The sequence below is a fragment of the Azospirillum sp. UENF 111221 genome, assembly GCF_058780625.1.
Genome location: NZ_JBSNCH010000001.1, coordinates 675,001 through 693,186, shown reverse-complemented (window position 1 = coordinate 693,186; position 18,186 = coordinate 675,001). Strand labels below are relative to the sequence as shown.

Genomic DNA, 18,186 nt, shown 5'->3' with positions numbered 1-18,186 from the left:
CCGCTGCTCCCCGCCAATCAGGCCGCCCGTCCCGCTCCGCGCCAGCCGGCGCGGCCGCTGGTGGCCGCCCGGCCGCCGCGGGTGCTGCTGATCGCGCACAACCACCCGAGCCTGCATCCGGGCGGCACCGAGATCTTCGCGCATGAACTGTTCGGCGGCCTGAAGGCGGCCGGTGCCGAGTGCCTGTTCCTGGCCTGCACCAACGACGTTCACCGCGCCCCGCGCCCCGGCACCGGTTTCCAGACTTCTGGGCCGCAGTGCCGACGAGGTGCTGCTGTGGGCCGGCCATTTCGATCACTTCCATCAGAGCCAGATCGACCTGCACGGGCTGGTCCCCGACCTGTCCAACCTGCTGCGCGCCTTCCGGCCGGACATCGTGCATGTGCATCACACGCTGTTGCTGGGCGTGGAGATGCTGTTCCTGATCCGCCGTGTCTGCCCGGATGCGAAGATCGTCTACACCCTGCACGACTACTACCCGATCTGTGCCAATGACGGGCAGATGGTGACGCCGCCGCGCGGCGAAGGCGGGACGCGAACGCTCTGCACCAAGGCGTCGCCGGACGCCTGCCACCGCTGCTTCCCCGACCGGCCGGCCGACCAGTTCCTGCTGCGCGAGAAGCACATCAAGGCGATGTTCGGGCTGGTCGACCGCTTCCTGGCGCCCAGCCGCTTCCTGCGCGACCGTTATGTCGCCTGGGGCCTTGACCCCGCCCGGATCGAGGTGATGGCGAACAGCCGCCCGGCCGTCGAGCCGGCCCCGGTACGCGACCTCGCCCCCGGTGCTGCGCGCGACGTCTTCGCCTATTTCGGGAACCTCAATCCGTTCAAGGGCGTCACCGTGGCGCTCGACGCCGTCGCCCGCATGGCGCGGCAGGGGCTTTCCCCGTCGCTTGCCGTGCATGGCGGCAGCCTGTATCAGACGCCGGAGTTCCGCCAGCGGGTGGCCGACGGCTTCGAGGCGGCGCGCGGCCTCGCCACCGCCCATGGTCCCTACCGGTCGCAGGAGATGCCGGCGCTGATGGCCGCCGCCGACTGGGTGGTGATGCCGTCGATCTGGTGGGAAAACGCGCCTCTGGTCATCCAGGAGGCTTTCCAGCACTGCCGCCCGGTCATCGTCAGTGGCATCGGCGGCATGGCGGAAGCGGTGCGCGATGGCGTCGACGGCCTGCATGTCCGTCCCAACGACCCCGCCGACCTCGCCCGCGTCATGACCCGCGCCATGACCGAACCCGGCTTGTGGGATCGGCTGTCGGCCAACATCCCCGCCGTCCGCCCGACGGAGGAGGCCGCGTCGCTCCACCTCGCGCTTTACGGCGAACTTCTTTCACCGGCTCCCGCCGCTCTTATCCAGGGGAATCGCACCCGATGAAGGACCGCAGCACCAAGGCCGACATCACCGCCGCCGTCCTGCTGGACGAGGACACGCTGATGCTGTTCGGCGCCATCGACCAGCCCCTGCCGGCCGACAGCGTGGTGATGCTGGACGGCATGATCGATGGGCGCTTCCGCGGTGGCTGCTGGACCGATGGGGCAGGGGAGCGCTGGTTCCTGGGCGCCATCCGCGTTGCAGGGCTGGCCCACATGCGCCCGTCCCGCATCGAGATCGAGGATGCCCAGGGCAAGCACCTGCTGCTGCCCCGCCTGTCGAACGTCCGCACAAACCCCGCCCATCTGGTCGCGGCCTTGCGCGAGGTGCAGCCGCAGTCGCTGGACGTCGCATTGGACGTCGCCGTGACCCTGCTGTCCGGCCCGGCGATGGGCGAGGGCGAAGCCGGGGAGGGCCACCGCCGCACGCGCCTGCTGTCCGGTCTGGCGCATGAGGCATCCCGCCCCGACGGCTTCGCCGAGGTGCTGGGCCGTTTCCGTGACGGCGCGCTGATGGTGCAGGGCTGGTCGCACGGCTTCCCGGCCGGTGCCTCCCATATTCTGCCCCCTGTGCTGGTCGAGGCGGAGGAGCTGCGGCCCCATGCCATCGCCGCCGCGCCCTTCCACCGTCCGGACCTGCCCGACGATGCCGCCGGTCTGCTGACGGTTTTGGAAGGCCCGGTCGCCGCCCCTGACACCATCCGCCGCATCCATTTCCGCGCTGCCGACGGCTGGCGCCATCTCGCCATCTTCGAACACCGGCAGCTTCTGGCCGATGGCGTCGCCTCCGCCCATGCCCGCGACATGCTGGGCCAGTTGCAGGGCGATGCCGCCCGCCGCGGCGTCGCCGCCGCCCTCGCCGCCCGCTACAACGGGGTGGAGACGGTGTCGCAGATCCAGGCCCCCGTGCGCATGGGGCTGGACATGGCGGTGCGCGTGCCGGGCGCCGGGCTGTTCGTCTGCGGCTGGCTGCTCGACCCCACGCAAGCGGTCCGTGCGGTGACGGTGAAGGGCGGCGGCATGACGGCGCGGCTGGACGCCGACTGGTCGCGGCTGGCCCGCAAGGACGTGTCTGATGCCTTCGCCCATGATCCGCTGTTCGCCGGCCGGCTGCTCCCGGGCAACGACGGCCACGGTTTCACCGCCTTCGCCCGCGAGTCCGCCGGCATCGTCGCCGATGCCGAGTTCCATCTGGAGTTGACGCTGGCCGACGGCATCGCCTTTCTGCCGCTGCCCTGCCAGCCGCCGACCGGCGATTCGCTGCGCCGCATGCTGGGCGCGGTCAATCCCGACAGCCCGGCCATCGACCGTGTCGTCTCCACCCATCTAGGGCCGATGCTGCGCACCGCGGCCTCAGCGAAGGCGGCGCCGTCTTCCGTCCTGCACCCGATGGGCCGGACGCTGAAGACGCCGCGGGTGTCGGTGATCCTGCCGGTCTGCGACGGGCGCGAGGATGTCGACCTGAACCTCGCCCGGATGGCGAACGATCCCGACTTTGCCGAGGCGGAGATCCTGGTCGTCGCCGGTGCCGCCACCCACGAGCGGCTGGCCGGCATGGTCCGTCAGGCCGCCGGCTTCTACCGGCTGGCGGTCGGCTTCGTGGCCGCTCCCACCGCCGCCGACCCGTTCGAGGCGATGGCCGCATCCCTGCCGCATGCGCGAGCCGACCGTGTCCTGCTGCTGTCGCCATCGGTCCTGCCGACCGAACGCGGCTGGCTCTCGGCACTTGAACGCGCGACCCGCAAGCCGAACGCCGTCGGCTCCGCCGCACTGGCGCCGGTGATGGTCAGCCCGACCCTGCTGTATGAAGATCATTCCGTCCGCTTCGCCGGCATCGTCGCGGTGGAAGGGCCGGGCGGTGCCGTCACCTATGAGCGCCGCTTCGCCGGCTATCCCCGCGACTGGCTGAAGGATCAGGAGGCGTCCGCGGTCGATGCCGCTTCCGCCGACTGCGCGCTGCTGCCGCGCGAGCTTCTGATGCGTGCGATGGCCGATGGCGGCCGCTATCTCGGGCTGGAGCCGAAGGGGCTGGACCTGTGCCTGCGGGTGCGGGCTGCAGGCGGCTCCTGCCTGTGGCTGCCGAAGGTTCGGCTGGTGGCGGTCGACGAGCAGTCCCGCAATGCCCGCGACCCCAGGCTGGAGCGCATGAGCGCCCTGGTCGACGACTGGAGCTTCGCCGAGCGCTGGAAGGCGTCGATTGCCGCCTAGTGCTTCGCCTCCACCCGGTTTTCACCCCCTCCGCTTAGGACAGACGGTCACCCGATGAGCAAGACCAAGCGCGCGCTGATCATCAGCCATGGCCACCCCTCCTTCTCGCTGGGCGGGGGTGAGGTAGCCTCCTACAACCTGCACAACGGCTTGCACGACCTGCCGGGCTGGGAAAGCCATTATCTGGCCCGCGTGGCACCGCCCATCGCCCAGCACCGCGGCTCCGCCCTGATGGCGCTTCGCCAGAAGGAGCGGGAGGTGCTGTACTACGCCAACGACTACGACCATTTCCGCCTGTCCAACCGCAACCTGCCGGGGCTGGAGAAGGACTTCGTCCGCTATGTCCGCGACCTGCAGCCGGACGTGGTGAACTTCCACCATTTCCTGGGGCTGGGAATCGAGACGATCCAGGCGGTGCGCCAGGCCCTGCCGCGCGTTCCCATCGTGGTGACGCTGCATGAATACCTGTCGATCTGCCATCACCACGGACAGATGGTGAAAACCAGCCGCAACGCGCTGTGCTACCGCTCCAGCCCGGCCGACTGCGCCGGCTGCTTCCCGCACATCGGCGAGGCGGAGTTCTTCAAGCGCGAGCTGTTCTTGAAGACCTTCCTGGAACAGGCGGACTTCTACATCAGCCCGTCGAACTTCCTGATCGACCGCTATGTCGACTGGGGGCTGCCGCGCGAGAAGTTCCGCATGATCGAGAACGGCCTGACCATCGAGGGCATCGCCCCGCCGCGCCCGGTCAACCGCGGCGGCAAGCGCAACCGCTTCGCCTTCTTCGGCCAGCTGACCGAGTTCAAGGGTGCGCACCTGCTGGTGGAGGCGGTGTCGCGCCTCTCCGACAAGGCCTGGGGCGAGGACGGCGCGCTGATGATCTTCGGCGGCAATCTGGAGCGCCAGCCGGAGGCCTATCAGAAGCGCTTCAACGACGCGGTGGAGAAGGCCGGCGACCGGGTGCGCTTCTACGGCAGCTATCGCTCGGCCGAACTGCCGGGCCTGATGAAGGACGTCGACTGGATGATCATTCCGTCGATCTGGTGGGAGAATTCCCCCGTCGTCATTCAGGAGGCCTTCCTCCATGGCCGCCCGATCATCGCCAGCAACATCGGCGGCATGGCGGAAAAGGTGACCCACGGCGTCGACGGCCTGCATTTCCGCAACGGCAGTGTCGAGGATCTGGTGGACCGCATGACGGAGGCGCTGACCACGCCCGACCTGTGGGACCGCCTGCGCCTGCGCATCCGCCGGCCCATCGACCGCGCCGAGTGCGCCCGCCAGCATTCGGAGGTGTTCGACGCCCTGCTCGCCGCCGGCGGTGCCGCACCCTCCATGCCGGAACGGGCAGTGGCCCAGCGGTCTTGAGAAAAACGAGATGTGCTGTGATATTTTCGGAAGTATGGAATATTTCTCTCCGATATCTTCTGAATAAATTGCTAGTATTGGAATGAAAGTCACAAGGCCTTCCAGAAAAGGTCTGTGCGCCAATTTGAATTATCCCGGCATTAGTCCGGGTGCTATCCATCCCTATTGACGCCAAACCCGGGGAGATCCGCTGTGGCTAACATTCTCGTCATGATTCCGTCGGGCGAAGTCTATGATCACGACTGCGTGCGTTGGTACAGCTATCAGGACATTCAGCGCAGCATCGACCACTACCACAACATCGGCGATGCCTTCGTCTTCGACTCCTCGTTGAAGCTTCTGACCTACGACAAGCTGGATGTGCTGGAGATTCGCGAGTTCCGCCAGGAGGTGGTCGACCGGATCAACGCCGAATACGACTATGTCTTCCTGCGCGGCAGCAACTACATCCACGATTCAATGGACTGGCCGGCGGCGACCATCCAGGTGCTGGCCAAGCTGCGCATCCCCGTCATCGGCTTCGGCGTCGGCGCTCAGGCGCCGGCCACCGGCAAGCTGACGCTGACCGAGGAAAGCAAACGCATCTGGCGGATGATCGCCGACAAATCGACGACGCTCGGCGTGCGCGGCACCTACACCGCGGAAGTGCTGTGGGACCTCGGCATCAAGAACACCCGCATCGTCGGCTGCCCGACCGCTTTCCGCAACCGCGATCCGGAGCTGCGCATCGACCTTCCGGCTCTCGACAGCGTGCGCAAGGTCGGCATCACCATGCGCCGTGAGGTCTCCAAGCATTATTCGCCGGACGTGCGCAAGTATCTGGAGCGCCACCGCGACTTCGTGAAGGACATCTCCCGCCGCTTCGACACCGTGCTGATGATGCAGGGCGAGGTCGAGGAGAAGAAGCTGCTGTGGGGCACCGAGGAGCAGAAGGCGGCAGCCTGGGCCCACCTGCATGACAGCGCTTGGCTGAAGCAGTGGTATTTCGACGACGAGATGGATTCGCTGTACCGCGAGCGCCTGTGGTATTCGGATGTCGTCGCCGATTACGAGACCCTCGTGCGGTCGAAGGATCTCGTGTTGGGCTACCGCCTGCACGGCAACCTGATGGCCCTGTCGAACGCCACCCCGTCGGTTTACTTCAGCTATGACAGCCGCACGGCGGAGTTCGCGGAGACCTTCGCGATCCCCTGCTACAATGTCTATTCGGACAAGCCCTTCGTCCTTGAGGAATATTGGGACCAGAGCCTGTTCGAGAAGTTCAACCGCACCTACTACCAGCGCTATCGCGACATGCGGGAGTTCCTGGACGAGAACTACGTCCCCCACCGCATGCCCAGCCACACCCTGCGTCGCACCGCGGAACGCAAGGCGGCGTAAGCGCAAGCGCACCTTTCCAAGCCCGACAATCGTCCAGAACAACCGGAAACCGGTCCCATGTCCGCCACTGCCAAGATCGTCGAGCTTCGCGAACTCCACCCCTGTGGCCGATCCCCTCGACGCACGCCAAGCGGCGGCCATCGTCGGTCATATCGACGCCCTGCAGGGGGGCCGTGTCTTCGGTTGGGCCTGGGACGGCAACCATCCGGCCGACCGGCTGGAGATCGAGTTGCGGCTGGAGCGGGACGGCGGTCCGCCCGAAACGCTGGCACGGGTGGCGGCCGACCGTCCGCGGCCCGATCTGGCCGGCGGCGGCATCGGCGACGGCGCCCATGCCTTCGAGGCGGAGGTGATCCTGCCGGAGGGGGCGGACCCGTCGCGGGTGGTGGCAGTGGTTAGGTCGCCCTCCACCGGCGAGACGTCGACCTTCGCCCAGCCGAACCCGGAGGACCAGCGGCTCGACCGGCTGCTGGGTCCGCATCTGAATCGCATCGGCGAGCGGATCGACGCTCTGCGCCGCGACCAGCGCCAGCTTGCCGCCGCCCAGCAGACCATCGGCCGGCTGCTGCGCGATGCGGGCGAGGGGGTGACGGCGCTGCGGGCCGACACCGCCCGCTTGGAAACATCCGATGGCGAGCGTTCCGAAGCCCTGGCCGAGTCCCTGCGCGAATTGTCCGAACGTGTCGGCGGGCTGGAGGTTTTCCTGATGCGGATGGACCAGAGCCTGCGCGGACTGGACAGCGCGTCGGCGGAAAAGACCGGCGGGGCAGGATGGTCGCCGCTGCTGACCGTGCTGGGGTCGACGGCGGGCGCCTTCCTGGCGGTTCTGGTCGGTTGGCTGGTGCTGCACTGATCGGGAAGGTTCCGCTAGACTGAAGGGTAGGCAACCGCGGGGGACCCGGCGGTGTTTATCCTTCGCGGCCCCGACGACCCTCCCATCGGGGGCCGTGCGGTGCGATAGAGCGGAGCCTGCCCACATGCTTGACGGATTTCCCGTCGCCGAACCCGCCCCCGATGCGCCGTTTCCGGTCCCGGCATCGTCTCCTGCCAGCTTATCCGTCGGCAGCGAAGGCGAACTGGCCGTCCGGCTTGCGGCCCTCGCCCGGAGGCCCGGCGGTGTCCTGCTGCTTGCCCGCAGCGACGCGCGCGCCACCCGGCTGGCGCGGCTGGTGGGCGACCTTTTCCCCGACCTCGACACCATTCTGCTGCCCATCGACGAGACCGCGGCGGGCGACCGTACCGCGCCGTCGCGGAGCGTGCTGGGCCGCCGTGCGGCCGGGCTGATGCGGCTTGCAGAGGTGCAAGAGCCGGCCGGTGGGCGGCTGGTGGTGGCCTCGGCCGATCTGGCCTTGCAGAGGTTGCCGCCGCCGCAGGCCTGGGCGGGCGGGCATTTCCGCCTGACCCGCGGCATGACCTATGACGAGGCCGCTTGGCGCGGCTGGTTCGCCCGCAACGGCTATGTGATGGACGACCGGGTCGACGAGCCCGGCGAGGTGGCGATCCGCGGTGCGGTGGTGGAAGTCTTCCCCGGCCACTGCGACCGCCCGATCCGCTGCGACATCGCCGACGGGGTGGTGCGCGACCTGCGCCTTTACGATCCGGTGTCCCAGCGCTCGGTCGAATCGATCGACGAGCTTGCGCTGGGGCCGGTCACCGACCTGATCGTCGGGCCGGAGATGCTCGACCGGCTGGCCGCCGGCCTTGCCGGATTGGGATCCGCCCTGCCGGAGGGGTTGCGGCGGGAGTTGGAGGAAGGCCGCCGGCCCTATGCCTTCGACCTCCAGCTTCCCAACGTCTTCGGCGACTGCCCATTGCTGCTGGACCTGCTGCCGGACGCGCTGGTGGTGCTGGACGCCGGTGCGCGCGACCGTATCGAGGCGAGGGCCGACGACCTGGCCGAGACCGGGATCGACAGGCGGATCCGGCGCGACGATCCCTGTCTGCTGCCGGTCCCGCCGCTGGAACGCCGGCTGATCGACGCCGACGCGCTGGACGAAAAACTGGCCGCCCGAACCTTGCTGCCGGTGGAGGTGACGACCTGTCCTGTCGTGGAGGCGGTACGCACCGAGCGCACGCTGCTGCGCCGGGCGGCGGGTCTGATCGGGGAGGGCCGGGCCGTGCTGCTCGCCGCCCGATCCGGTGCGGGCGAGGCCGACCGGCTGGCCGGGCGGATGTCTTTGGCATTGGGGCGTCCGGTGCCCCGGCTGGACCGCTGGCCCGAGCCGCCGCTGGCGGCGGGGGACTGCGCCGTGCTGGCGTTGCGGACCGCCGATGGCTTCACTTGCGACGGCATGACCGTGCTGGTCGCTCCCCGCCATGCCGAGGAGCGCGGGGGCGAGGCGCAGGTCCGGCCCCCGCTGGCGCCGTCCGAATTGTCGACCGGCGACTTCGTCGTGCATCTCGACTATGGCATCGGCCGGCTGATCGGGCTGGAAACCATCGCTTCCGGCGACGGCGAGGAGTTCCACCGCCGATTTCCTGGTGCTGGACTATGCCCATGACGACCGGCTGCTGGTGCCGACCGCCGATTTCGACCGGCTGTGGCGCCACGGCTCGGCCGACACCGGTGCGAAGCTCGACAGCCTGAAGAACGCCCATTGGCTGGAGCGGCGCGCCGTGCTGGAGGCGGAGATCGGCGAGACCGCCAAGGGCATCCTGCGCGAAGCCCGTCGCCGCGCGCGGGAGACGGCACCGGTCATCGACCCGCCGGCCGACCGCATGCGCCGCTTCGGCGCCCGGTTCGGCTTCGACCCGACCGAGGGGCAGCGCCGCGCCATACAGACCGTGCTCGACGCCATGCGCCAGGGTCACCCGATGGACCATCTGGTCTGCGCCGACGTCGGCTATGGCAAGACCGAAGTGGCGTTGCGCGCTGCCGCCGCGGTGACCTTCGCCGGCCATCAGGTCGCGGTGATGGCGCCGACCTCCGTCCTCGCCCGCCAGCATCTGGAGGTGTTCCGCCGCCGCTTCGCCGGCTTCGGCATAAGGCTGGAGCCGCTGACCGGGGCCATGACCAAGGCCGACAGCGACCGGGTGCGCGCCGGGCTGGCCGACGGGTCGGTCGACATCGTCATCGGCACCCATGCCCTCTTGTCCAAGGAAGTCCGGTTCCAGCGCCTCGGCCTGATGGTGGTGGATGAGGAGCAGCGCTTCGGCGCGGCTCAGAAGCAGGCGTTGAAGCGGCGCATCAAGGGCGTCCACAGTCTGGCGCTCAGCGCCACACCGATTCCGCGCACCTTGCAGGGTGCCCTGGCGGGTCTGCGCGGCCTCAGCATCATCGACACACCGCCGGCCCGCCGCCGGCCGGTGCGCACCGCCGTTACGCCCCGCGACCCGGCCACCGCCCGTGCCGCCCTGCTGCGTGAGCTGGGACGCGGCGGACAGGTCTTCTGCGTCACCCCGCGCATCGCCGACCTCGGCGATCTGGAGGAGTGGATCCGTGGGCTCGTCCCATCGGCCCGCATCGCCGTGGCGCATGGCCGGCTGGGGGCGGCGGCGCTGGACGATACGGTGATGGGCTTCGTCGACGGCGAGAGCGACATCCTGCTGGCAACGCCGATCATCGAATCCGGCATCGACATCCCGCGTGCCAACACGCTGCTGCTGTTCCGCCCCGACCTGTTCGGGCTGGGCCAATTGCACCAGCTGCGCGGCCGGGTCGGGCGCGGGGCGGTGCAGGGCTATGCCTATCTGCTGACCGACCCCGACCACCCGCTGGAGGAGCGGGCGGCGCGCCGGCTCGGCTCGTTGGAAGTGATCGAAAGCCTGGGCGGCGGCTTCGTGCTGAGCATGCTCGACCTCGACCAGCGCGGAGCCGGTGACCTGCTGGGCGAGGATCAGAGCGGCCATCTGCGTGCGGTGGGGACCGAACTCTACCAGCGCATCCTGGCCGACGCCCTGCGGGCACTGCGCCGCCAGCCCGATGCGCGCTGGGATCCGGAGGTGACGGTCGCTGTGCCGCACTGCATCCCGTCGGCCTACATCCCGGAGGAGGAGCTGCGCATCGGCCTGCACCGCCGCATCGCCCGCACCCGCGAGGCGGGCGAACTGGACGCCCTGCGCGAGGAGATGGAGGATCGCTTCGGCCCGCTGCCGGACCCGGTGGAGCGGCTGCTGGCCATCGCCGGGCTGCGCTGCCGCTGCCGGGCACTGGGCATCGCCTCGCTCGGCTGCGGCCCGGCAGGCGTGGCGGTCACCCTGCGGGGCGAGCGGGCCGCGGCCAGGGCGGCGACGCTTGCGAAGCGCTCGAAGGGCGTCCTGCGGGCGCAGGACGACCGCCTGTCGGCAGCGCTGGAGGCGCCGGATGCCGAAAGCCGGCTGGCGAACGCGTCCCGCGTGCTCGACTGCATCGAGGCGATCGTCCGCAAGGCACAGCGGCGAAAGCGGGAATAACCCCCTTCAGCGACAGGCGTGCCCGATGACCCGCGGCAGGATGGCGGTCAGCGCCAGGGCGTCGAAGCAATGCTCCAGATGCGCCGACCGCAACCTTGCGCGGCGGTCGGCGTCCCCGGACAGAGCCGAGAGAAGGCTGACGGCGTCGTCCTCGCCCGCGAAGGTCAACCCGTCCTCATTCGGCCCGAAAAGCCGGTCTGTGTCGGCATGGCGCCAGCTGACCAGCAGCCCGTTGCGTTTGACGATCTCCAGCGTTCTGGGAAAAATCGCCGTGTCGAAGGCGAGGCTGCCGAAATCCAGGCAGGCCGCCGCGTCGGGGTAGGCGTTGCGCGGTGCCGGCGAGACTGGACCTGCCTTGAGGCCGAACCGCTCCCATCCATCGCCCCACAGCGAGAACCCCTCGCCCAGGCCGCGGCGCAGGGCGGTGGCGAAGCGGCGGCGGTTTTGCACCGCAAAGGCGATGGTGAAGGCGCGGTTGAAGTCCAGTGTCCAGGCCGGGTCCGCCGAGCGGTCGGCCAGCCCGCAACCGTCCATGGCCTGCACCCGATGGAGTGCCGGCTGTTCCGTCATCGCCGCCGCCACCGCTTCCGCATCGCGTTGGATCGACGCTGCCACTGGCTCACGCCCGGCTTCCAGATGCTCCGGCCAGCCCTGTCCCAGATAGAGGACGCGGTCCCGCACCGACGATTCCGCATCGGCATCGGACTGTCCCTTCATCGCCGCATAGGGGTGACGGTGCAGTCCAGGCGTGTCCGGCGCCATCCAACGCTTGTACAGATCGACCGACCCGTTCGCTGCCGGGGCGGTGCAAATCCAGCGATGGACGCCCAGGGGCTCATGGAAGACCCGGCTCAGCCCAAGCCGGACGGCCTGCTCGGCCGATCCCCGGCACATGCACCACATGGAAACGCCGTTCTCGGCCATCCAACGGTCGGTATCGCGGATCTGTTCGGCATTGACGGCGCCGATCTCCTCCAGCGGGTGTTTCAGGCACACATGCACGATGGCCGGCGCAGTGCCGAACTGCGCGATGTAGCCACGCAGCATCTCCACGGTCGGCCTGGGGATCTCGAACAAATTCAGCACGAACAGGGCATCGATGCGGCGGTCGATCACATCCTGTGAGATGTCGGGCAGCGCCAGCACCGACTCATGACCCAGATCCACCAGAGCCGCCTGGATCGACCACAGAATTTCCGAGGTGCCCTGTCCGCACAGCAGGAAGCGCATGCCGCTATCTCCGCTTATCGAACAGGCTGACCGCCTCGGCCATATAGGCGGAAAGCTGCGCGAAGTCGGCGCCCTCCCGCTCGACCACCTCAATGCGGGTACGGGCTTCCTGCCGCGTCTCGGCCAGCAGCGCCGGATCGCCCGCCAGGGCGACGGCGCGGGCGACGAAAGCGTTGTCGTCGGCGACCACGAAGGACGGTCCGGCCACGCTGGCGACGTCACCGACCTCGAAGGACAGCACCGGCACACCGCCGGCCATCGCCTGGGCCGCTCCCGCCCCCCCACCGGCACGGCGCGGGTTCACGAACAGGTCGCAGACCGACATCAGCGCTTCCATGCGGTCGACATGGCCCAGGCTGCGCAGCCGTCCGGCGTGGCGGTCGGTTGCAAGCCGTCCGGGCAGGCTTTCCACCCCGCCGGCGAACAGCACCAGCGCTTGCGGGATCGCATCCAGGATCCGGCCCAGCAGATCGAGGAACCCGCCGTCCGTCTCCGCATCCAGGCGGTTGCCGACGACGACGCAGACGAAATCGCCCTCCTGCAAGGCGAACTCCGCCCGTGCCGCCGTCTCCCCGGTGTGGCGCAGCGACAGGCCGAAGCGGGCTGGGCGCCAGGATTTTGCCAGCCTTCCGCCTTCCGGCGGTCGCGCATGGCCGCCGAAATCCAGCACGATGTCGGCGAGCGACATGGTCTGCCCGCTGGTGGTCGGGACGCACATGACCGGATACGCGCTTCCCAGCAGGTCGGCGACCATCACCGAACCGCCGAAGGCGATCACCAGATCGGGGTCGAAGCTTTCCACCGCCGACAGGAAGCCGGACAGCTTGTCGGCTGTGACGCCCGGAACGGTAGAAGACAGCATGCGGATCCGCTCGCCGCCGCAGCGGATCGTCTGCTCTCCCGACAGCCTGTCTTCGACCGCTGCGGCGAAGGGCGGGACGAAGGCACTGTAATAGCGGTCCGGCATCATGTTGGTGTTGAGCACCAGCACCGTCCGGCCCAGGTCACGTTGCAGCCGCACCGCCAGCAGCAGCAGGTCGCGCGATGGCTGGTGTTCGGCGGACAGGAACTGGCTGGTCACGATGACCACCCGTCCGGTATCGGGCATGCCCGCCGGCCGTCCGACCGGAACCAGCTCCAGCCGCACCGCAACCTGCCGCAGGAGCCGTTCGTAGAAGGGAAAGAGGTGTCCGGCGACGAAATCGGGCACCGAGCCCAAATCCATCCGCATCAGGAACAGCTGGCGCTGCATCGACCAGAAGATCTGGTTGATGCCGTCCAGCGATGCCAGATCCAGCACAGTGTCCAGCATCTGTAGAATATGCAGGTAACGGTGCAGATCGCCGGAGACAGAGGCCAGTGCCGATTCGCGCAGGATGGGATCCAGGCCGGCGGTCGCACTGTCCAGCCTTTCCATTGCCGTCGCATCCTGCCCCAACCCTGCGGCCCTGGCGGACTCGCAGCTGTCGGAGATCGCCTTCAACGCCTCGCCGGTTCCGGCCGGACCGCACAGGCGGGCAATCAGGTCGGTCAGTTCCGTGCCATGTAAATCGGAGGCTTGCATCGTTGGAAAAGTCCCGGCTGGCGCAGCGGCCACCGGCGGCGCCTCGACGGGGCGGGGTTGTGCCGGCATCCGTTTCCACCGATAGGTGCGATGCCGACAGCTGTCAATGCACTCGCTCCGCGGCACGGTCGCCATGTCGGTTGCCAGGCCGGTCGCCACATGCCGCCCCGGATCGGGAACGGCACGTGGCACCCGGCTGCCGTTACCAAGTTGGGAAGAACAGCAGCAGCAGGGAGAGAGCCGCGAGGATGCCAAGAATGGTCCACATGGCGGGGCGTCCCATGCCCCGCGAGGTGCCGGCCTTCGGGAGTTCGGTGCCCACATTCCGGGAAGGGCCAGCCATTGCGTTTGCTCCTGACAGTGTCGATCTGTCGGTAATCAACAAGGCAAGGCCGGTAAAGTTGCCGCTTCCGGTCATGCCCCCCCCATCTGCCCCGATACGGCGCGGGCTTGGCGCCAAGAGGCGGTACGGATTTTCCGAAAGCGTTTTTTGCTTTACCGCCAATGGGTTGATTGCGTCTCGCGGATTTCCCGCGGGAATTGGCGAAAAAACCACTTCCCAAGCGCGTCAGCCATCGGCAAACTCTACACAAGAAATAGAAAAGTTGCCGCGGGTACCACGAAAAATTCCCGTGCAATTCAGGAGCCACCGAAGGAGACCCCCTGTCATGTCGCTTCGCCGCCTGACTCTTCTCGCCGCCGGTCTGACCATGGCCTGGCTGGGTGTGGCCGCCGCCGATTCCAAGGACACGCTGCTGAACGTGTCCTACGATCCCACCCGGGAATTCTATGTTGAGTTCAACAAGGCGTTTGCCAAGAAGTGGGAAGCCGAAACCGGCCGTGCCCTGACCGTGCGCCAGTCGCACGGCGGCTCCGGCAAGCAGGCGCGCTCGGTGATCGACGGGCTGGATGCCGACATCGTGACCCTGGCGCTGGGCTACGACATCGACGCCATCGCCGATACCGGGCTGCTGCCGAAGGACTGGCAGAGCCGCCTGCCGAACAACAGCTCCCCCTACACCTCGACCATCGTCTTCCTGGTGAAGAAGGGCAATCCGAAGGGGATCAAGGACTGGAACGATCTGGTGAAGCCGGGCGTCCAGGTCATCACCCCGAACCCGAAGACGTCGGGCGGCGCGCGCTGGAACTATCTGGCCGCCTGGGCCTACGCCCTCCAGGCGAATGGCGGTGACGAGGGCAAGGCCAAGGAATTCGTGGCGCAGTTGCTGAAGAACGTTCCCGTGCTGGACAGCGGCGCCCGCGGCGCCACCGTGACCTTCACCCAGCGCGAGATCGGCGACGTGTTGCTGGCCTGGGAGAACGAGGCCTACCTGTCCCTGCAGGAATTCGGCGCCGACAAGTTCGAGATCGTGGTTCCCAGCCTGTCGATCCTGGCCGAGCCGCCGGTCGCCGTCGTCGACAAGGTCGTCGACCGCAAGGGAACCCGCAAGGTGGCGGAGGCTTATCTCCAGTTCCTCTATACCCGCGAAGGGCAGGAGATCGCCGCCAAGAACTTCTACCGTCCCCGTCTCCCGGAACTGGCGAGCCAGTATGCGGGACGCTTCGCCGATGTTAAGCTGGTCACCATCGACCAATTCGGGGGCTGGCGTGCCGCACAGGAGAAGCATTTCTCGGACGGTGGTGTCTTCGACCAGATCTTCCAGAAGGGGCGTTGACCTATGGTCGCCGCTGCCGACAGCGACGGCGCTCTGGCAGGAAAGGGGGGTGCGGTGACGGTCCGCGCCCCCGTTCCTCTCTTCCGGAAGCCCAGCGTTCTCCCCGGTTTCGGGCTGACGCTGGGCTTCACGCTCAGCTATCTCGGCTTCATCGTGCTGGTCCCGCTGGCCGCCCTGATCTTCAGGTCCAGCGGGCTCGGCTGGAGCGGGTTCTGGTCGGCGGTGACGACGCCCCGGGTTCTCGCCGCCTTCGAGGTCAGCTTCGGGCTGTCCTTCGCCGCGGCGCTGACCAACGCGATCTTCGGCTTCCTCGTCGCGTGGGTGCTGGTCCGCTACGACTTCCCCGGCAAGCGGCTGGTGGATGCGCTGGTCGATCTGCCTTTCGCCCTGCCGACGGCGGTGGCCGGCATCGCGCTGAGTGCGCTCTATGCCCCGAACGGCTGGCTGGGGAAGCCGCTGAACGAGCTGTTCGGCATGAAGGTCGCCTTCACGCCGCTCGGCATCGCCATCGCGCTGACCTTCATCGGTCTTCCCTTCGTCGTCCGCACGGTGCAGCCGATACTGCAGGATCTGCCGGCGGAGGAGGAGGAGGCCGCGGCCTCGCTGGGCGCCTCGCGATTCCAAACCTTCCGCAGCGTCATCCTGCCGGCCATCTTGCCGGCGCTGGTCACCGGCTTCGCCCTGTCCTTCGCCCGTGGGGTCGGTGAATACGGCTCGGTCATCTTCATCGCCGGCAACATGCCGGGCCTGACGGAGATCCTGCCGCTGCTGATCGTCATCAAACTGGAGCAGTACGACTATGCCGGTGCCGCCGCAGTCGGTACGGCGATGTTGGGGGTATCCTTCGTCATGCTCCTGATTCTCAACCTCCTTCAGCAGTGGATGAGGTCGCGCCATGCCCGCTGACACCAGCATAGCCGCCCCGGCCTCCATCCCGGTGCCGCCGGGGCGATCCGCGCTGACCGAACCCGGCTGGGTCCGGGCGCTCCTGATCGGCGGAGCCCTGCTGTTTCTGGCGCTGTTCCTGCTGCTTCCCCTGGTGGCGGTGTTCGCCGAGGCGCTGCGCCGCGGTTTCGGCGCCTATTGGCTGGCACTGACCGAACCGGACGCGGTCGCCGCGATCAAGCTGACGCTGATCGTCGCCGCCATTTCGGTGCCGGCCAACCTGCTGTTCGGCGTCGCCGCCTCCTGGTGCGTCGCCAAGTTCGACTTCCGCGGCAAGAATCTGCTGATCACGCTGATCGATCTGCCTTTCTCGGTGTCGCCGGTGATCTCCGGCCTGATCTACGTCCTGCTGTTCGGCATGAACGGGTTTTTCGGCTCCTACCTGCGCGACATGGGCGTTCAGATCATCTTCGCCGTGCCTGGGCTGGTGCTTGCCACCATCTTCGTCACCTTCCCCTTCGTGGCGCGCGAACTGATCCCGCTGATGCAGGAACAGGGCTCCGACGAGGAGGAGGCGGCGCTGGTGTTGGGCGCGTCCGGCTGGCAGACCTTCTGGCGGGTGACGATCCCCAACATCAAATGGGGCCTGCTCTACGGCGTGCTGCTGTGCAACGCCCGCGCGATGGGCGAGTTCGGCGCCGTGTCGGTCGTCTCCGGCCATATCCGCGGCGAGACCAACACGATGCCGCTGCATGTCGAGATTCTCTACAACGAATACAATTTCGTCGCCGCCTTCGCGGTCGCCTCGCTCCTGGCCATGCTGGCCCTGGTCACGCTGGTCGTGAAGACCGCGCTGGAGTGGCGCTTCGGGGACGAGCTGGCGGCGTCCCGGCACTGATCGCCGGGCTCTGGAGAGGAAAACGGGACCAATGGCGATCCAGGTTTCAGGCATCACCAAGCGCTTCAACGATTTCACCGCCCTCGATTCCGTCGATCTGGAGGTGAAGTCGGGGAACTTCTGGCCCTGCTCGGCCCCTCCGGCTCGGGCAAGACCACGCTGCTGCGCATCATGGCCGGGCTGGAAAGCCCCGACGGTGGCGGCCTGCTGCTGAACGGAGAGGAGGCGCTGGGGCTGAAGCCGCGCGACCGGCAGGTCGGCTTCGTCTTCCAGCATTACGCCCTGTTCCGGCACATGACGGTGTTCGACAACGTCGCCTTCGGCCTCAAGGTGCGGCCGCGCGGCGAGCGCCCCGGCTCCGCCGAAATCAAGCGGCGGGTGACCGAGCTGCTGGAACTGGTGCAACTGTCGCCCTTCGCCGGGCGTTATCCGGCGCAGCTGTCAGGTGGCCAGCGGCAGCGCGTGGCGCTGGCCCGCGCCCTGGCCATCGAGCCGAAGGTGTTGCTGCTCGACGAACCCTTCGGCGCCCTCGACGCCAAGGTCCGCAAGGAGCTGCGGCGCTGGCTGCGCAAGCTGCATGACGACATCCACATCACCTCCGTCTTCGTCACCCACGACCAGGAGGAGGCGCTGGAACTGGCCGACCGCGTCGTCGTGATGAACCAGGGCCGGATCGAGCAGATCGGCACGCCGGCTGAGGTCTACGACCACCCGGCCTCCGCCTTCGTCTACGAGTTTCTCGGTCAGGTGAACCGGTTCGACTGCACGGTGGAGGGCGGCATCGCCCGTGTCGGCGACGGCGCCCTGGCGATCCCGACCCAGGGAGGCGTGCAGGGGCCGGCGGTCGCCTATGTCCGCCCGCACGATCTCGGGGTCACCCCGGCCTCGGCCGGTCCGGCGCGCATTTCCGGCATCCATGTCGTCGGGCCGGATGCCCGGATCGACATCGACCTCGCCGGCCTGTCGCTGGAGGCGGAGATGGACCGCGAACGCCTCGCCACGCTCGGCATCGCCGCCGGCGACCGCTGCGCGATCCACATCGACCGGGCGCGGGTGTTCGCCCGATAACGTTGCTCAGCTTGCCGACTGCTGATCGGCGAGAGTCCGGTAATTGCCGTCGCGGTGGGCCTTCAGGCTGAGGTCCACCGCCGCGGACTCGACCCCGGCGCTCCGCAGCACCAGGCCGGCCAACTGCAGGCTGGCTTCCATGGTTTCCG

At 68.2% G+C, this 18,186-nt stretch carries 14 protein-coding genes and 1 pseudogene (1 of these 15 only partly in view); 11 read left to right on the top strand and 4 right to left on the bottom strand.

The window, feature by feature from the left end:
- The first annotated feature begins 172 nt into the window (after nucleotides 1-172).
- The 7 genes from ACWPN3_RS03065 to ACWPN3_RS03035 all read left to right on the top strand — a co-directional run bounded on the left by ACWPN3_RS03065 (nucleotide 173) and on the right by ACWPN3_RS03035 (nucleotide 10,716).
- On the top strand, nucleotides 173-1,372 hold the full coding sequence (locus tag ACWPN3_RS03065) for a glycosyltransferase family 4 protein (RefSeq protein ID WP_492261076.1): 1,200 nt from the start codon (nucleotides 173-175) through the stop codon (nucleotides 1,370-1,372).
- Nucleotides 1,369-3,576: a hypothetical protein gene (locus ACWPN3_RS03060; protein ID WP_492242576.1), complete on the top strand. Its 2,208-nt coding sequence runs from the start codon at nucleotides 1,369-1,371 to the stop codon at nucleotides 3,574-3,576. The genes ACWPN3_RS03065 and ACWPN3_RS03060 overlap by 4 nt, the downstream gene beginning before the upstream one ends.
- A gap of 54 nt (nucleotides 3,577-3,630) precedes the next feature.
- Nucleotides 3,631-4,944 carry a glycosyltransferase family 4 protein gene (locus tag ACWPN3_RS03055; protein WP_109449099.1) on the top strand — a complete coding sequence of 438 codons (1,314 nt, stop codon included), beginning with the start codon at nucleotides 3,631-3,633 and terminating at the stop codon, nucleotides 4,942-4,944.
- Between the two features lie 192 nt (nucleotides 4,945-5,136).
- Nucleotides 5,137-6,324: a polysaccharide pyruvyl transferase family protein gene (locus tag ACWPN3_RS03050; RefSeq protein ID WP_492242577.1), complete on the top strand. Its 1,188-nt coding sequence runs from the start codon at nucleotides 5,137-5,139 to the stop codon at nucleotides 6,322-6,324.
- A gap of 103 nt (nucleotides 6,325-6,427) precedes the next feature.
- On the top strand, nucleotides 6,428-7,177 hold the full coding sequence (locus ACWPN3_RS03045; protein WP_492261075.1) for a hypothetical protein: 750 nt from the start codon (nucleotides 6,428-6,430) through the stop codon (nucleotides 7,175-7,177).
- Nucleotides 7,178-7,301: 124 nt separating this feature from the next.
- Nucleotides 7,302-8,825 carry a CarD family transcriptional regulator gene (locus ACWPN3_RS03040; RefSeq protein WP_492261074.1) on the top strand — a complete coding sequence of 508 codons (1,524 nt, stop codon included), beginning with the start codon at nucleotides 7,302-7,304 and terminating at the stop codon, nucleotides 8,823-8,825.
- Nucleotides 8,806-10,716, top strand: coding sequence for a DEAD/DEAH box helicase (locus tag ACWPN3_RS03035; protein WP_492261073.1), 1,911 nt, complete (start codon nucleotides 8,806-8,808; stop codon nucleotides 10,714-10,716). Before ACWPN3_RS03040 ends, ACWPN3_RS03035 begins: the two co-directional genes overlap by 20 nt.
- 6 nt (nucleotides 10,717-10,722) lie before the next feature.
- On the opposite strand, the gene ACWPN3_RS03030 is transcribed toward ACWPN3_RS03035, so the two are convergent.
- From ACWPN3_RS03030 to ACWPN3_RS03020, 3 genes are all read right to left on the bottom strand, one after another.
- Complete coding sequence (locus ACWPN3_RS03030; protein ID WP_492242580.1) at nucleotides 10,723-11,946, bottom strand: glycosyltransferase family protein; 1,224 nt, start codon at nucleotides 11,944-11,946, stop codon at nucleotides 10,723-10,725.
- Nucleotides 11,947-11,950: 4 nt separating this feature from the next.
- Nucleotides 11,951-13,510, bottom strand: coding sequence for a glycosyltransferase (locus tag ACWPN3_RS03025; RefSeq protein ID WP_492242581.1), 1,560 nt, complete (start codon nucleotides 13,508-13,510; stop codon nucleotides 11,951-11,953).
- 202 nt (nucleotides 13,511-13,712) lie between these two features.
- Entirely contained in the window at nucleotides 13,713-13,928 is a 216-nt protein-coding gene (locus ACWPN3_RS03020) for a hypothetical protein (protein WP_146208065.1), read from the bottom strand.
- A 250-nt stretch (nucleotides 13,929-14,178) separates the two neighbouring features.
- Here ACWPN3_RS03020 and ACWPN3_RS03015 point away from each other — a divergent pair, with 250 nt between their 5' ends.
- The 4 genes and pseudogenes from ACWPN3_RS03015 (at nucleotide 14,179) to ACWPN3_RS03000 (ending at nucleotide 18,037) form a co-directional block, all read left to right on the top strand.
- Nucleotides 14,179-15,186, top strand: coding sequence for a sulfate ABC transporter substrate-binding protein (locus ACWPN3_RS03015; protein WP_109449108.1), 1,008 nt, complete (start codon nucleotides 14,179-14,181; stop codon nucleotides 15,184-15,186).
- A 3-nt stretch (nucleotides 15,187-15,189) separates the two neighbouring features.
- On the top strand, nucleotides 15,190-16,092 hold the full coding sequence (gene cysT, locus ACWPN3_RS03010) for a sulfate ABC transporter permease subunit CysT (protein ID WP_109449110.1): 903 nt from the start codon (nucleotides 15,190-15,192) through the stop codon (nucleotides 16,090-16,092).
- Entirely contained in the window at nucleotides 16,082-16,969 is an 888-nt protein-coding gene (gene cysW / locus ACWPN3_RS03005) for a sulfate ABC transporter permease subunit CysW (protein WP_492242582.1), read from the top strand. Before cysT ends, cysW begins: the two co-directional genes overlap by 11 nt.
- A 31-nt stretch (nucleotides 16,970-17,000) precedes the next feature.
- A pseudogene (locus ACWPN3_RS03000) lies at nucleotides 17,001-18,037 on the top strand (sulfate/molybdate ABC transporter ATP-binding protein).
- 6 nt (nucleotides 18,038-18,043) lie between these two features.
- Here ACWPN3_RS03000 and ACWPN3_RS02995 read toward each other — a convergent pair.
- A protein-coding gene (locus ACWPN3_RS02995) for a monovalent cation:proton antiporter-2 (CPA2) family protein (protein WP_492242583.1) crosses the window boundary here: on the bottom strand, nucleotides 18,044-18,186 show its 3' portion. It continues 1,555 nt past the right edge of the window; only the last 143 of its 1,698 coding nucleotides appear in the window; its start codon lies off the right edge, out of view — the gene reads right to left on this strand; the stop codon is at nucleotides 18,044-18,046.